This is a genomic window from Paenibacillus sp. FSL H7-0714 (assembly GCF_038003765.1).
Lineage (GTDB): Bacteria > Bacillota > Bacilli > Paenibacillales > Paenibacillaceae > Paenibacillus_AQ.
This window is the reverse complement of record NZ_JBBOPT010000001.1, coordinates 3,781,833-3,797,622: the sequence shown is the minus strand read 5'-3', so window position 1 is coordinate 3,797,622 and position 15,790 is coordinate 3,781,833. Positions and strand designations below refer to the sequence as shown.

General features: G+C 40.4%; 12 protein-coding genes. 3 read left to right on the top strand and 9 right to left on the bottom strand.

Going from position 1 to position 15,790, the window contains the following annotated elements; translation table 11 throughout:
* Positions 1-91 precede the first annotated feature (91 nt).
* The 3 genes from NST34_RS16660 (at position 92) to NST34_RS16650 (ending at position 3,853) form a co-directional block, all read left to right on the top strand.
* The gene (locus tag NST34_RS16660) at positions 92-1,270 is read left to right on the top strand and encodes a hypothetical protein (RefSeq protein ID WP_341128327.1); all 1,179 of its coding nucleotides are present in this window, start codon (positions 92-94) and stop codon (positions 1,268-1,270) included.
* A gap of 165 nt (positions 1,271-1,435) precedes the next feature.
* A complete protein-coding gene (asnB, locus tag NST34_RS16655) occupies positions 1,436-3,313 on the top strand; it encodes an asparagine synthase (glutamine-hydrolyzing) (RefSeq protein WP_341128326.1) in 1,878 nt (625 codons plus the stop codon).
* Between the two features lie 15 nt (positions 3,314-3,328).
* Positions 3,329-3,853, top strand: coding sequence for a putative immunity protein (locus NST34_RS16650; protein ID WP_076283647.1), 525 nt, complete (start codon positions 3,329-3,331; stop codon positions 3,851-3,853).
* A 936-nt stretch (positions 3,854-4,789) separates the two neighbouring features.
* On the opposite strand, the gene NST34_RS16645 is transcribed toward NST34_RS16650, so the two are convergent.
* The 9 genes from NST34_RS16645 to NST34_RS16605 all read right to left on the bottom strand — a co-directional run bounded on the left by NST34_RS16645 (position 4,790) and on the right by NST34_RS16605 (position 15,652).
* On the bottom strand, positions 4,790-5,788 hold the full coding sequence (locus NST34_RS16645; RefSeq protein WP_341128325.1) for an NADP-dependent oxidoreductase: 999 nt from the start codon (positions 5,786-5,788) through the stop codon (positions 4,790-4,792).
* 80 nt (positions 5,789-5,868) lie between these two features.
* The gene (locus NST34_RS16640; protein WP_341128324.1) at positions 5,869-6,951 is read right to left on the bottom strand and encodes an alkene reductase; all 1,083 of its coding nucleotides are present in this window, start codon (positions 6,949-6,951) and stop codon (positions 5,869-5,871) included.
* A 43-nt stretch (positions 6,952-6,994) separates the two neighbouring features.
* Complete coding sequence (locus NST34_RS16635) at positions 6,995-7,693, bottom strand: SDR family oxidoreductase (RefSeq protein WP_341128323.1); 699 nt, start codon at positions 7,691-7,693, stop codon at positions 6,995-6,997.
* 239 nt (positions 7,694-7,932) lie between these two features.
* On the bottom strand, positions 7,933-8,511 hold the full coding sequence (locus tag NST34_RS16630; RefSeq protein ID WP_076298628.1) for a TetR/AcrR family transcriptional regulator: 579 nt from the start codon (positions 8,509-8,511) through the stop codon (positions 7,933-7,935).
* Between the two features lie 465 nt (positions 8,512-8,976).
* Positions 8,977-10,848 (bottom strand): M56 family metallopeptidase, encoded by a 1,872-nt coding sequence (locus NST34_RS16625; protein WP_341128322.1) that lies wholly within the window; start codon positions 10,846-10,848, stop codon positions 8,977-8,979.
* The gene (locus NST34_RS16620; RefSeq protein ID WP_341128321.1) at positions 10,845-11,258 is read right to left on the bottom strand and encodes a BlaI/MecI/CopY family transcriptional regulator; all 414 of its coding nucleotides are present in this window, start codon (positions 11,256-11,258) and stop codon (positions 10,845-10,847) included. The genes NST34_RS16625 and NST34_RS16620 overlap by 4 nt, the downstream gene beginning before the upstream one ends.
* A gap of 75 nt (positions 11,259-11,333) precedes the next feature.
* Entirely contained in the window at positions 11,334-12,065 is a 732-nt protein-coding gene (locus NST34_RS16615) for a hypothetical protein (RefSeq protein ID WP_341044391.1), read from the bottom strand.
* 410 nt (positions 12,066-12,475) lie between these two features.
* On the bottom strand, positions 12,476-12,871 hold the full coding sequence (locus NST34_RS16610; RefSeq protein WP_076283655.1) for a BlaI/MecI/CopY family transcriptional regulator: 396 nt from the start codon (positions 12,869-12,871) through the stop codon (positions 12,476-12,478).
* Positions 12,872-13,450: 579 nt separating this feature from the next.
* Complete coding sequence (locus tag NST34_RS16605) at positions 13,451-15,652, bottom strand: M1 family metallopeptidase (RefSeq protein ID WP_341128320.1); 2,202 nt, start codon at positions 15,650-15,652, stop codon at positions 13,451-13,453.
* Positions 15,653-15,790 lie beyond the last annotated feature (138 nt).

Sequence of the window (15,790 nt, the reverse complement as noted above, 5' to 3'; positions counted from 1 at the left end):
CGTCGAACGATTCATATAGTGAATCATTTGACGTTTTTTTTAGCTTATATCATACTACTCATATAACAAGAGATAAACAGCGAGGTAAATCATGAGCAAAAGAAATAGAAAAAGAAACTTTCTATTAACGATATTGGCAGCAATAGTTGGAATATGCACGGTATCGATTTTATTAAATAAGACCTACCGTACTACGTTTGAATCCTTGCCTGAAACCGATCGGCGGATGCTGACAGAGTTATCCGAGTTGTATAACCATTTTGAGCAATCCAGTGATCAGCTCTGGAATAAGGATTATCGATTTGACTCCAAACCCTTGTTACTGGTACGAACGACTAAGGATAGCGGTCTGTTTCGTAGCGAAGGGTTTGCCGTGAATGTGCCTATGAAGAAAGGGGTTTTTGCTCAAGAAATCAGTCTGCCTGAGTCGATGGGCTTACCGAAGGTATATCGTATCAGTCGTTTTTCACCGACAACCCTCTCAGCATGGTTTCCAGCTAATTTTGGAACGCTAAATCTGAAAGGAATGGAAACAATGTATTTTAAGTATTATCCCAAAATGTTTAGCGATCCCGCGCTGTATTTTGATTTTTCTTCTTTTTTATTGCACGAAGGGTTTCATATCTTCAAACAAAAAGACTGGACGTATGATGCGAATGGTGCTGAGCATATCGATAACTATCCTGTAAATGAAGAAAATTACGCATTGATGGGTATCGAATTCAAGCTGTTGGATCAAGCAATGGCTGAAAGCAATCCTGAACTCGTTCAACAGTATTTACATGATTGGACAGTTGTACGAAATTACAGATACTATAAATGGCCGCAATTAATTGGCGAGACGAAGTCAGAGGCTATCGAAGGTTCTGCAAGGTATTTGGAATATCGTTATAGTAAGTTAACTGGCGGTAATTTAATGGTGCTGGCCACCAAGCAGGAGCCTTACCATGTGACATTTATGCAAGCGTATGATTTTATTGCTAACGGACAAGCGGAGTCGCCTTCTTTCTTAGAAAGAAGTATCCGTTATGAAACTGGGGCTGCTTTGGAGCTAACGATGGATAAGGCAAACTTACCATGGAAAGAAGCGATAGAAGATGTACCTGGGAAGAAACCAGGAATGACACCGTACGAGATTTTGAGTAACTATTATAAAATGAATGATCTAACTACTATTGAAAGCCAGTTAGGTGAAATTAAAGAAGTATACGATTACGATGCCTTACGCAAACAGGGGGCGAAGATAGTTAAGCAGCTTAATATCGAATAGTAACATTAAACGTAAAACGTCGAACGATTCATATAGTGAATCATTCGACGTTTTCTTATAGATTAAAGTACGATTCACCAGCGTGATTCTAAAAAAAGATGATTGATCAACGCAATTGTGGGCACTCTATATCCTAATCTTTACTATAGGAAGGACTACAATAGCATGTGCGGAATAGCAGGAATCTTAAAATGTAATGGACAACCCCCGCAAGAAGAAACCTTAAAACAAATGACAGGTGCAATGAATCACCGAGGTCCTAATCATGAAGGCGTATGGCTCGATTCTCGAATTGGGCTCGGTTTTCGTAGGTTATCCGTTATAGATTTACGTGATGGAAATCAACCGATGACGAATGAAGATCGTTCCCTTTGGATTGTTTTTAATGGTGAAATCTATAATTATAAAACACTACGAGATCAGCTTAAGTTAAAGGGACATCACTTTCAAACGCAATCAGATACAGAGGTCATTGTGCATTTATATGAGGAATACGGTAAGGACTGTGTCCATCATTTACGAGGAATGTTTAGTTTTGCGATTTGGGATGTTAAGGAACAGACGCTTTTTGCTGCCAGAGATCATTTTGGCATCAAGCCTTTTTATTATTACAAAGATGAGAATAACCTTTTATTTGCTTCGGAAATTAAAAGCATTCTTGCGGTTCACGGAGTACCAAGAAAGCTTCAGTATCAAAGTTTATTTAGCTACTTAACTTTTCAGTATGTGCCGCAACCCGATACGATGTTTGAACATATTCATAAATTAGGACCTGCAGAGCGAGTATTTGTTAACGCTAAAGGTGAAATGAAGATCGAGAAATATTGGGAACCCCATTTTCATCCGGTAAAACGTTCTTTAGCAGACTATGCGGAAGAAATTCAGTGGAAATTGAAAGAGTCTGTAAACCTTCATTTACAAAGTGATGTGAATAGAGGGTGTTTTTTGTCCAGTGGAATTGACTCCACAGCAATAGCTGCAATGATGAAAGCAGAAGAATCAACAAAGACCTTTTCGATTGGATTTGAAGGGGTAAACAATGAAACCATCATTGCAAATCAAACGGCAGCTAAACTGGGAACGGATCATTATTTTCACATCTTATCTACAGAAGACTTTTTTGATAGTATTCCGAAAACGGTATGGCATCTAGATGAGCCTGTCGCGGATCCTTCCGCCATCGCTCTTTATCATCTCAATCAGCTTGCAAAAGATCATGTCACGGTTGTCCTATCCGGGGAAGGCGCTGATGAATTATTCGGGGGATACCGGATCTATAGAGAGCCAGATGCATTAAGACCCATCACATGGATGCCCAATTTCATAAAGGATTCGTTACGAAAATCATTGTCTATATATCCATATCATTTTTATGGAAAAAACTATTTACTTCGGGGGCTGACACCTTTAGAGGAACGCTTTTTCGGTAATGCTAATATCTTTAACAAAAGCGGAAAGATGAACTTGCTCCATGAGTCGGTACACGCTCAAAATAGCTTTTTACATCCGACGGATATCGTTAAGCCTTTTTATGATAAGACAGTGCACCTAGATCCTACGACAAGAATGCAGTTTATTGATATGAATTTTTGGTTACCTGGCGATATTTTGTCAAAAGCAGATAAGCTGTCTATGGCACATTCATTGGAATTAAGAGTCCCGTTTCTAGATAAAGAGGTTTTCGAAACGGCTAGTAAAATCCCAGTCTCCAATCGGATTGGCAAAAATACAACAAAACTCGCTTTGCGTAAAGCTATGGAAGGAATTGTTCCTGATGCTATTGTGAATCGCCCGAAATTAGGATTTCCCGTACCGATTCGTGATTGGCTTAAGACCCCGATATCAGATATAATGTTTGAGCATATACGCTATAGTGGTATTGAAGAAATATTCAATATGAATATCATCGAAGAAATGTTTATCCAGCATCGGAGTAATAAAGGTGATTATTCGCGTAGAATCTGGCTAATTTACATTTTTTCAGTGTGGTACACGCTTTTTATGAAAGAAGATCTGAAACAATTAAAGAGTGCCGTGCTGTAATGGGGGAGAGATCGTTTGAACATTGGGGAATATGCTTGGAATAAACATGAGCAGCAAATAAAATCAACTAACGAATTTACTTACAGTAGTCCTAAGATAAAGATTGTAGACAATATTGAATTAAGAAATCAACTTGAAGAGACACTTGAAAAATTACCGCAGAAGTTCCTGGCCAAATGGGCATTGAGCGTTGCTGTTGAACACCTGGATCATCTGGATCAACATCTTATAAATGACCCGCGCATTGATTTAGGGATTGAAACGCTAGAAAAACGTATAGCTGGTGGTATCAGAGCCTTTGACTTAAGAAAAGTTGGATTCATAGTCAATGAATTAGCGAAAGAGTCCACAACCGAAGCAAGTAAGTATGCTGCTCGTTCTTTTGCACAAGCCATTGCAACTGGACATATGAGAGGACATGCTATGGTAAGCAGTGACTATGCTGTTAAAATGGTAAACATATCCAATAATTCCTCAGTGGCCGAGTCTGCCACTAAAGAACGGGAAAGACAATTAAGGATAGCTAAAGAAATGTTTTAAAATTGAAGCTATAAGACTGAACGGTATGAAGATACTGATATAAGTTAATTAATGGTAATAATTAGCTTTTTTATTTAAGAGGTACGTAAAGAACAATCAACAATAAACATATAAATATAACTACACAAAGTTTAATCCGAGATTCTGATACACTTTAAAGTTTAATACTCGTTAGAGACAAATCAATATCTAAAAAGAGATTCAATTGTTCATGAAAGGGAAGCTAGTATGAACAATTTTGAATATTGTATAGATATCAATTATGGACAGCTAATTGGCATTAGTATGGTTTAAATTGGCTTGCTCCATTAATTTATATACTACTTCCTCACAAAACCCGTATTTTGTACATATGTCTTTGAGTTGGAATAAGCCCTGTTTACATCTAGGATGTTGTACAATGACAAAAAGTTACCTACATAAATATAAATGTCACCTTCCCTATAATGATAACAAAAAATCTATCATCAAAAAAAATTTTCTTCAATCAAAAAGACTATCTCCATTAGGTAATAGCCTTCGGTATTTAGAAATCATGATTTTGCCAGGAAAAACCCTATCTAACATATCACGCATTTCTTAATGGATATTCTCTTATGTAGCGGTTCTTTAATGTTGTTCTAATTCAGTCAATTTATCTTCGAGATACAAGTACGAGTCAATCCCTCGATGGAATTTTTTACGAACCGTTACACGCTAGATTTTAGGGTCCGAGCCGTACTCTCGTCTAGTAAAGGTTGTGGCTGATTGGGATCCAATTTGCTGGGTAACCTTGTTTTGTTCTCCCCCATTCGAATCCGCCATTTCTTGAAATGGACGAGGTAGCTGCTGAGCAAACTACCAAGCACGTCTCAGCGGTTGATCAAACCGTATGCAGAGTGAAACGAAGTAGTCTTCTTCTCGGTCACAGACAGTCGGCTAGATTCGCTCTCTCCCTTAGAAAGTTATAATAACTTTGCCTTGTGAGTGACCAGTAGAAACTTGTTGTAGCGCCTTATTAATATCATCAAATTTGTAAGTAGAATCAATTGAAGGTTTAATATTGTCATTTTCAATAAGGCTAGTAATCTCTTGTAGCTGTCTTCCATTGGCTTGCACAAATAAAAAGTGATATTCTTTTTTATCTCTTGCTGCTAAACGGTCTAAACGTGCACCTACTAAAGCAAACAACATTTTTTTCCACATTGGAAGATTATTTTCAACGGCAAAGCGATAATTTGGTAAAGCCTTCAATGATACTAATTTTCCTTGAGGTTTTAAAATATCAAGTTCCCTTTTTATTTCGTTTGTACCCAAGGTGTCTATAACATAATCTATATTGGATAGAACCTCAGCATAGTTTTCCTCCTTATAATTTATAAATTCATCTGCTCCAATCGACAGTACACGTGATCGACCTCTTTCACTGCCACTTGTAATAACGTATAACCCCATTGCTTTAGCAATAGGGATTGCCATAGCACCGAATCCGCCAGTTCCGCCAGGAATAAATAGTTTTGCATTAGGCTGAGCGTTGAGCGCTTCTTTCAATGCTTGATAAGCTGTTAAAGCAGTAAGTGGGACCGCAGCTGCTTCAATAAAGGATAGATTTTTAGGCATTTTAAATATAGCTTCATCTTTGACCGCCACATATTCAGCGAAAGCTCCTATTTTATTCACCGGCAACCTCGTATAAACTCGGTTACCAACCTGAAAATCAACAACATCTTTACCACATGCTTCTATAACACCAGAAAGTTCATTGCCTAATGTTAATGGGAAATCATAATCAGCAATCATTCGGATACTGCCATTTATAATAAGAATATCTAAAGGATTTACACCTGCAGCTTCTACTTTAACGAGTACCTCACGATTATCGATTTTCGGTATTTTAACATTGTTTATTTCCAAATGAATTTCTTTTGAGTATTTCTGTATTTGAGCAGCTCTCATGTTGTGCCAGCTTCCTTTCCATTTGCAAATCTTATGGCGTACAATTTTCAGTTGTACGCCATTTGTGGTTTCACTTATTCTTATTGCTGTTGAGCTTTTAATTCTTCCATTATAGGGTAGTCTGTATAACCTAAGCTTCCGTTACCAGCGTATAATGTTTTAGGATCAACTTCATTTAAAGGTGTTCCTTTTTTTAGACGTTCCACAAAATCCGGATTAGCTAAAGACCAGATACCGACTGGCACCACATCAGCAGTACCACTATCAATATCTACACTGATATCTTCAAGTGCCCGCCCTGCTCGATTGACCAATAATGGATTTGACCAAATTGAACGAATTTCACGGAGCAGTATTTCATTCCCTAAATGCATAACATGGAGGTATGCTAAATTATACTTAGCTAATTCTTTTACAAGATGGCGATAAACCTCTGGTCCTTGTGCGCCTTCATCAATCCCACCAAGAGGTGTTCCTGGTGAAATACGGAAACCGGTTCTTTCTGCTCCAATTTCTTCAACTACTGCTTTTGTTACTTCGATTGCAAAACGAGCACGATTCTCCACAGATCCACCGTATTTATCGATTCGTTTATTAGAATTTTCACCAATAAATTGATTAATTAGATAACCGTTGGCTCCATGAATTTCAACCCCATCAGCACCTGCTTTAATAGCTGCTGCAGCTGCTTTTCGAAAGTCTGCAATAGTATTTTGAATATCTTCTTCGCTTAGCTCTCGTGGAACGGGTATTTCCTGCATTCCTTTATCAGTAAACATTTCTACACCAGGTGCGATCGCTGAAGGTGCAACTGCTTGTCGATGATGCGGAGTATTGTCGGGGTGCGATATACGGCCCACATGCATTAATTGTATATACATAAAGCCCCCTGCTTCATGTAATGCATCGGTAACCTTTTTCCAACCTTCTATTTGCTTTTCAGTATAGATGCCAGGTGAATTTAAATAACCTTGTCCATCATCAGAAGGTTGTGTACCTTCACTAATAATTAATCCCATTGATGCTCTCTGAGCATAATAAAGGGAGCTTAGTTCTCCCGGTGTGCCGTCCTTTTGTGCTCTACTACGTGTCATAGGTGCCATTGCTAATCGATGAGATAATTCCATATTTCCAATTTTCGTATTACTCCACAATTTGTTCATTTTGTAGTCTCCTCTATAAATTAAGTTAGAAATGAAATTGTTATTAAGAAAGATGAGGGTACAGTGCAGGAACGCCACCTGCAAGTCCACCTTGTATCATTCGGCTGTTATCATCAGCAATAATTTCCAAACTGCCAGATTCTATGCCATCAATAGCTATTTTTGCGATATCTGCAGGGCTTACTTTGGGAACTTCTAAGCTGGATGTCATGTCTGTCTCCATAAAGCCAACATGTAATCCTGCTACTCTCACATTATGTGGATACAAGTTTATACGTAAATCGTTCGTCAATGCCCATGCTGCAGCCTTCGCGGCTGTATAAGCACCCGCAGTTCCGGAACTAAACCAAGATAATGCGGAAAGAATATTTAAAACCGATCCTCCCCCGTTTTTCTCAATGATCGGTGCAAAAGCACGAACCATGTATAGCGTACCGAAGAAGTGCGTATCAAACTCCAACTGTATTTTGTCCACATCACCTTCCAGCAAAGAAGCGCCAGTAGATGATCCTGCATTGTTGATTAAAAGCGTAACGTCCTTAGCGAGGATAGCAGCTGCTTCAACTTCTTGAGTGTTGGTAATATCAAGCTTTACAGGTATAACGCCTGGAATATCAATGGTTTCCGGAATTCTTGCACCTGCATAAACCTTAGCCCCTCTGGATAGAAGTTCAAGGGTGAGATGGCGGCCAAAACCTCGGTTTGCTCCAGTTACAAATGCCACTTGTTCAGAAATTATCATTTTATTTACTCCTTTTATTCATCTATTAACTACTATATGGGAATGATCATTCTAAAATGTACACAAGAATAGATCATTCATGAAAGAAAACTAAAGCAAGGAAAGAAACATATTTTGAGAACGATCATTCTAAAAAATATACAAGAAGGATCGTTTAAAGAGATCTATAAACGAGACAATACTCAGTTATGAGAACAATCATTCTAGAATATGCATAAGCAATTATATTTAAATAATAATTACTTATGTAAAAGTTTAATTGATAAATCGGCTATTCGATGTAATTTTTCTTTAGGCACGGAGGTCCTTGTCATTACCCTTAACCCCACACAAACAGAATGCAGATGTTCCGCTAGATCGTCGGCATTGTAATCCAAGCTAAATTCTTCATCCTGCTGCCCCCACAGAATAATATCTTTGAGCAGCTTCTCTGATAATGTGAACGATTCAGTGGACTTCAAATCCACATTGGCATCGCGCATTGCTAATTCCACCGCTGAATTCACCATCAAACAGCCTGAGGGCGAATCTTCTTCACCATTTATTATGAAACTAAAGATAAGCTGAAGTGCCTCAGTTGCAGTCTTGGAACGTTTAACTTCCCTCGTAAGCTCAGCATTCACCTTATCGCGAAAACGGTCCATGGCTTTCAAAAAAAGCGTATGCTTGTCGCCAAATGTGTCATATAAACTTCTTCGATGAACTCCCATATGCTCTACAAGATCTGTCAAAGATGTCTTCTCGTAACCCTGTTCCCAAAAAAGCTTCATCGCCTTATCTAATACTTCGTTCTCTTCGAATTCTTTGCTTCTTGCCATTCGATTCCCTCCCTAATAGTAAATGTAACATATTGAGAACGATCAGTAAAGAATAGATTTTCTAATCACAGTTAACGATGTGATCTCTTAGCTTTCTTCTTTACTCCTTCCGATTGGTCTGTGGTGACTTACCTCCGAGCGGATCCCTTCCCTGTTCCTTTTATTTATCTTAGACTTTTCATACAGGACATTTCTTAGTGCATAAACCATCATAGCGCGACTATGTAGGTAACTTTAAGTCAATAAACCACAATGTAGGCACTTTTGTGTCATTGGACAGTAATAGTTCGTAACTTCATCCATCGAAGCAAACCGCAGTGTTGCCGTCCACTGCCCATCACTCACCTCACTTTTTATATGATAAGCAATTTACTAAGATAATCATTCACTTATATCAATTGTTCCAACATAAAAAACCCATATCGACCCTAGTTCTAGGGTGATATGGGCGCCTGCCTTGAGATGTTATTTTTTAATTGCAGCTTTCAGAATTTCGATCTTCTCTTGTCGTGATAGATCCGATGAGGTTGAAATGCTATATCCAAATTTACCGCCATCTTGCCAAAAAACGTATTTTGGGAAAACATTTGCTGGTAAATCATCGTCAAAAAATCCATTATTCTTGCTTCCATCGGCGTCCACAGTATACTTCGTAATCGCAAGCGTATCTTTCCCGTTCGTGTATTCTAGGCGAATATCGTCTGCTTCTTTCCAGTCCATTTTTTTCGTGAAGACCGGTTTGCCGCTCTTCTTCCCTTCAGCTCTCAAATCATCGATGAACTTCCCTCCCAAGGGTCCTCCGATTCTCGCTTTGGAGAAAGTATAGCCTTCTGGCAGGTTGGAAGGCTCTTGCAAGACAGCGCCTTTTAAGGTTGCTGCTTTCTGAGAATATTCATCAAAGGAAGTATATTCCTTCGTCAGCCCCCAATAGCTAAGATTAAGTCCGCTGTTCAACGCGTTATATTTATGATAGATGACATACGTGTCTCCCGTCTCTTTAACCAATTCCTTCACGCGATTGATTTCATCGTCGATATATTTTTTATCCTCTGCAGGAAGTGCCTTAGCTGCATCCGCCGCTAGTTTATTCATTTTATCCATTTCTTGCTTATACAACGCACGGTCTACCTTAGACCCATTGAATTCCTCAGGATAGGTGATATCTATTTGACGATCCCCAGCTTCTGATTGTACTGAAACAGCTATCGTTGCGTTCCCATCATCTTTTTCTTTGGCATTGACCAGCGTCACGCTGCCAAGCGCGAGAATGATTGTCATCCCTAAGATAGAAATGCGATATGATTTTTTATTAAATTGTTTGATCATGATAAGTCTCCTTTTCATTTGTTTATGTGTCGCAGAGAGGCCGGCAAGTCCCGGCAGGCGATGATCTCCCGAGAAATGTTCCAACACTTGGATGATCGTCTGCCCATACGCATTATTTTGCTGTGGTCTCATTCGATCCAGCACGAAGGCATCACAGGCCATCTCTTGATCTTGTCGCGCTCTGTTCACTGCAAGCCATACAAGTGGGTTGAACCAATGGAGAATCAGAATCAAGTGCATGATCCAATTCACGGCTACATCCCTGCGACGGACATGGGCGAATTCATGCGCCAAGATATACTGAAGCTGTCCTTCATGCAGCGACATCAGTAGACTTGGAGAGATGACGACTGTCGGCTTACAAAACCCAACGACGGCCGGACCGGGAATACGCTCGCTGGAAACAAATTTAACTTTGCGCTTCACGCCGAGCTGCTGCCGTGTCTCATGGAACAAGGCCAATAACAAAGGCGTTTCTATACGGCTACCAGCGCGCAGGGCATGTTGCAATCGCAGCTGATCGTATATGGTTTTCGCGACGAGAAGCAGTACACCCGTAAGCCAGATCAGTACCAAGACTGGAACAAAGCCCATGGCTGTAATTTCATCCCACCAGAAATGGTTCTCCGGCTTGCTTCCCGATGTATCCGTGGGTGCGGTTAATTCCGTTAACCCAACGACAATTCCATATTTCTCCGCCACAGAACCCTTTACTTGATCTCCTGTCTCGCTTGCACTTATCGATGGATCTTGCATTTGCTGGTGAATGCCAGGCATGAAGGATTCCAGAGACAATACATTATAAAGGCTAAGAGAAGACTCTGGTGCCCAAGGAAGCAGCAAGCGGATCGCTACGGGTATCCAGAGCAAATATTTCCATCTGGCTTCCAGTTTGTTTTGGAATAAGAATTGCAGAATCAAGATCAGCATGACCAGAATGCCTGCCATGAACGATCCCTGGATCACCCAGCCGAAGAATGACACAACAGTTTCGTATAAGCTTGGACTCATTTAGATTCTCTCTTTTCTAGTTCCCCAATTCTGCCGTTATTGTCGAATAACATCTTCAAATCCTCAATTTCCTGCGTATTCAGCTTCTTATCTTGGAGGAAATTAGCCAACATCGGCATAATGGAACCACCATACATCTTCTCCATGAAGGAAGTAGTCTCGGAACGCTGATATTCTTGCTCGCTGAACCGAGGAAAAAATAATTGCATACGCCGCGAACTCTGCTCCAGCTTCACGCCCGCCGCTTCCTTCTGTACCAGTCGGCTAAGAAGCGTTCGGGTCGTATTCGGGCTCCAGCCCATTCGATCCGTCATTTGTTGAACAACTTCACTAGAATAGCAATCTGGATTTAGCCACAATACCCGCAAAATTTCGAGCTCTGCATCCGTTATGGATGGTATTCGGTTCATATATACAACCTCCAAATCAAACTTGCGCAGAATGCATAGGATGGGCGAACTGCTGCGCATGCTCAAGGCAACCTATCACTTCTTGACCGCTGCTTTTAGAATTTCAATCTTCTGTTCTCGGGTGATATCGGATGAAGTTGAAAGGCTGTATCCGAATTTTCCGCCATCTTGCCAATAAATGTATTTTGGGAAAATGTTTGCCGGAAGGTTATCGTCAAAATAACCTTTCTTCTTCCCTTCCTTCGCATCCACCACAAACTTCGTAATCGCGAGCGTATCTTCCCCGTTCGTGTATTCCAGGCGAATATCGTCGGCTTCTTTCCAGTCCATTTTTTTCGTGAAGACCGGTTTGCCGCTCTTCTTCCCTTCGGCTCTTAAATCATCGATGAACTTGCCTCCCAAGGGTCCTCCGATTCTCGCTTTGGAGAAAGTGTAACCTTCTGGCAGGTTGGAGGGCTTTTGCAAGACAACGCCTTTTAAGGTTGATGCTTTCTGGAGATATTCATCAAAGGAAATGTATTCCTTCGTCAGCCCCCAGTAGTTAAGATCAAGTCCGCTGTTGAGTGCCTTGTACTTATAATACATGACATAGGTATCTCCAGTCTTGGCGGTCAAATCCTTCACTCTCTTAATTTCTGCGTCAACCACCTTTTTTTCCGCTGCCGTTGGAGCTTGGACGGCTGCTTTTTTAGCCGTCGACTTCTGGGCTGACTTGGAAGAAGCCGCGTCTACCTCAAGGTTCATCGATGAACCCAATAGTAGAACACTGCTGAGGGTTGCGATGGCTAATTTTGATGCTGCTTTCATGTGAAAAACTCCTTTCTGTGATCCTGTTTTTAAAACTACACGTGTAGTTATAATTCAATACTACAGTTGTAGTTATATTTTGTCAACACTATTTTATCGGACCCTTTTCGAGTATCCATGAAATAAAAAAACTCCTCCGGAGAGCAGTTTGATCGTACGATGGATTCTTTATTACTGTTTTTTTCCACCCCAAGGTTCCGGTTCCGGCGTATCTGGCGTTGGAAGCAGTCCTAGATCATGGAAGATTAAATCGGCGATGCCGGTCTTTACATAAATTGGTTTTTAATTAGGGGTTGTTGCATCGTCTCAATTGTATGCTGAGTAATTTTGTGGAATTATACTAATAAAAAAACCGCGATTTACGCGGCGGTTCGACGTTAGGCTAAATGGTTCTACCTTTATCAATTTTCTTATCGATCATCGTTGTTGCGACTCTCGTCAAACAAAGCTTTCAAGTCATCAATTTCTTTCTCGTTCAGCTTCTTATCCTGCAAAAAATTAGCGAGCATGGGTTTCAAGGCGCCGCCATACAGTTTCTTCATGAACGATTTAGTCTCCGACTTCAAATATTCTTGTTCGCTGATGAGCGGATAGAACAAAAAGTTCCGTTTGGATCCCTCTTCCTGTGTTGTTCCCGCCGCTTCTTTCTGCACTAAACGGTTCAGGAGCGTCCTTGTCGTATTCGGGCTCCACCCCACTTGTTCCGCCAATTGCTTGACGACCTGGCTGGAAGGACAATTCGGACTGGCCCACAATACGCGCATCACCTCGAGCTCCGCATCCGTGATGGGTGGTATTTTTGTCATGCCTAAACCCTCCAAAATCAAGTTATGACTACATCTGTAGTCACACTTAAATAGTACAATTGTGGTCTGATCTTGTCAACCTGCATTGTGTTTCATTCTAAAAATAAAGTTTTGCCGATCGATATCTTGACCTTTAGGTTTGACCTAAGATATATCTTGGATATATGCCGAGCTATTATCAATCTATTAAGGCTTCAGGATAATGGCTAAGTAAGAATCGTTCGGCACATTCTCTTTTTTTCTCTATATTTAAAGTAATTACATCTGAATTTTTAAATCGTTATCATCAATTGATAAACCAGTCAAATGCAGGTTAATGGTTATATTCTCATCTTGTCCTCGCTTGTCCATGAAAACATAGCCTCCTCTTCTCCATTCTCTTGCTCAACATATTCCTCTATGTTTAGTGTCAATTAAAAGTCACAGAATTTTCTCCAATTTTAAAGCTCGTAAAAATAAAAAAGAACACCGGTTAACTTTGAGCAAGCCCAAATTAACCGGTGTTCTTGAAATTATCCAAGTTCGCTACGTTTTGGCTGCCATGGAACTCCCTCGGGACTAAGACTGCCCTGTGATTTATTATTCTGCAAATAGTTTCGCATACGGATTTTCGATCTTTTGTTCGCTGCTGCTCTTACCTGTGTTATTCAGAACATAATATTGATAGAAATGGTTTGAAAAATTCAATGATTCCAATGCTTTAGCCATAAATGGATCTTCCGTCTGATCACTCAATTGGTCCCCTGTCCAAAAATAATGCAACATGAGACGATTCTGGTTATACGGATGTTTGATAATGTAGGCTCCGGATTGATTAGACTTATTCATGATTTCCTGCCATTTAAAACCGACTGTATCAGCACGCTTGATGATGCCGGACTTCAAGGCTTGTACAAACCCATTCGCATCCGGTTTGCCTATGACAATGATATTACTGTCCCCTAGCTCCTTCTTAAGCTTGTTTTTTAATACTTGACGTTCCGTTATAATCGTTGGCTTTATTCCTGCTATTTGGAAGAAGCCTTGAAACTGGTTGAGCAATTGATCCTGTTGTTTTGTTGCTTTGTCCGATGTCAAACGGTCGCTCAAGATAATCGTTAGCGGCTCGCCCTGCAACGTTTTATCGATAATTCGGCTCATCGTTTCAGACGGAACCTCTGGAAACTGCACAAACACCGAATGGTATATTGATTTAAATTGCTCGTACATATAAGCGGCTTCCTCGTCCGCTGTTAGACGATATTCAGACTTCAAAGAATAATTGGGCTGGCGCAAATCCGCTTCCCAATCATCTCTGATCTTTTTGCCCGCTTTGTTCTCAACAACCTGAAGCAGTCCTTCGATCGTCGCATTTTTGTATACATACCGGTCAAAATATGTCTGCATCAACTCATCAAACTTCTCTTCGCCAAGCGTACGATACAATTCATAGATGGCTTGACGGCCTTTTTTATAAAAAATGGCGTCGGGAGAATCGCCAACCTTATCATTGGTCGCATCAAGCGGACTATCTAACGATACTTCATCGAATTGAATCACCTTGAATCCATTTAACGGATTTCCTTGTTTCTCATAGAAATAAACCATAGAGAAATCGGCAAATCCTTCATCTAGAAATGATTCCTTCTCAGAATTATTTCCAATTAATGCGTGGAACCATTGATGCGCAATTTCATGGACAAATGCTGAATGGTTTGAAATATCTGGCTGACCCTCGATCATGCCCATCTGAATCATTCGCGAAAATTCAACAGCGATCCCTTCAACGTACGATTCAACAATTCTGAACTCCGGATAAGGATATTTACCATATTTTTCGCTGAAGAAGTTAATGACTTTAAACGCTTGATCAATATATTGATCGATAATCTGTTTTTTGTCTTTCTGATTATCAAAGTAATAGTATTGTATGGTCAGACCATCTCGTGTAACACTTTCTACTTTAAAATCTGGACTCGTGAAGAAGACAAATTCTCTCGTATTATTCGCAGTGGCCGTTACCATCTTGCGGCCTGCTTCGGCATCCTGTACGGTCAGTGTTCCAGGCATGGAAACCTGGTAATCGGCGGGTACATTCATGGTTACCTGATAATCCGCAGAATCATAATAATCGGATTCAAATGTAGTGCTGTAAGGAGTTTTGTCCCACGTATGATCTGCAGGGTTATAGACCGAAAGCACAGGGAACCAATGAGCGCCATTGATGATATTCTTGTAATGGGACAACCGCTGTGAGCCATAAGGAATTTTTACGTCGAATTCAAGTTCTAGTGTGATAGATTGCCCGGGCTGCAATGCTTGTCCCAATGCAACCTTAAGTGCCTGATTCGTATTATCGAACTTCAAGGGTTGACCTAACGACTTCACATTGTTGATGTCTATGCCGCCCAGGAAATCTTCAGGTTTCTTATCCGGATTTTCCTTTGCCATTCGTTCATTTGTATTTTCGAACATACCCGACTGTGTTTCCTTTGAACGGTTTGCATCTGCAAAGGTGTGAAATACAATATTGTCCAGTGTATCCTTCGTGTTGTTTCGATAGGTCACAGTTTCTGTACCGTGAATTGTCATCTTCTTCTCATCAAGCCTTGCGTCTACTTGATAGCGCGCAAGCTGATGAACAGCCGCATCGGCTTCTAGCAACGAATCGTTCTGAATCGTTGGTTTCGCCGCCATCGCTATCCCCGTCCCGAAAACAGGGCCTGTGCTTAATGCGACAACAAGACTGCCGGCAATCATGCACTTCGGTAGTTTAGTATTCCAATGTTTAAGTTTATTCATGTTGCTCCTCCTAATGATATGTTCCTAATCATGATCGTAGATTCTCGAGTATGTACAAAGACTAGTATAAAGCTCTTACTTTACACGAGTTTTAAAGGAACCTTACATTAACCTTAAAAAGGAATCACTTATAGTTTT

Bases quoted from the DNA above. Each gene is read 5' to 3' on its own strand.
- NST34_RS16660 (WP_341128327.1), top strand. From the start codon at position 92: ATGAGCAAAAGAAATAGAAAAAGAAACTTTCTATTAACGATATTGGCA.
- NST34_RS16605 (WP_341128320.1), bottom strand. From the start codon at position 15,652: ATGAATAAACTTAAACATTGGAATACTAAACTACCGAAGTGCATGATT.
- NST34_RS16630 (WP_076298628.1), bottom strand. From the start codon at position 8,511: ATGGCAAGAAGCAAAGAATTCGAAGAGAACGAAGTATTAGATAAGGCG.
- NST34_RS16645 (WP_341128325.1), bottom strand. From the start codon at position 5,788: ATGAGAGCTGCTCAAATACAGAAATACTCAAAAGAAATTCATTTGGAA.
- NST34_RS16625 (WP_341128322.1), bottom strand. From the start codon at position 10,848: ATGAGTCCAAGCTTATACGAAACTGTTGTGTCATTCTTCGGCTGGGTG.
- NST34_RS16640 (WP_341128324.1), bottom strand. From the start codon at position 6,951: ATGAACAAATTGTGGAGTAATACGAAAATTGGAAATATGGAATTATCT.
- NST34_RS16635 (WP_341128323.1), bottom strand. From the start codon at position 7,693: ATGATAATTTCTGAACAAGTGGCATTTGTAACTGGAGCAAACCGAGGT.
- NST34_RS16620 (WP_341128321.1), bottom strand. From the start codon at position 11,258: ATGAACCGAATACCATCCATAACGGATGCAGAGCTCGAAATTTTGCGG.
- NST34_RS16615 (WP_341044391.1), bottom strand. From the start codon at position 12,065: ATGAAAGCAGCATCAAAATTAGCCATCGCAACCCTCAGCAGTGTTCTA.
- NST34_RS16610 (WP_076283655.1), bottom strand. From the start codon at position 12,871: ATGACAAAAATACCACCCATCACGGATGCGGAGCTCGAGGTGATGCGC.
- asnB (WP_341128326.1), top strand. From the start codon at position 1,436: ATGTGCGGAATAGCAGGAATCTTAAAATGTAATGGACAACCCCCGCAA.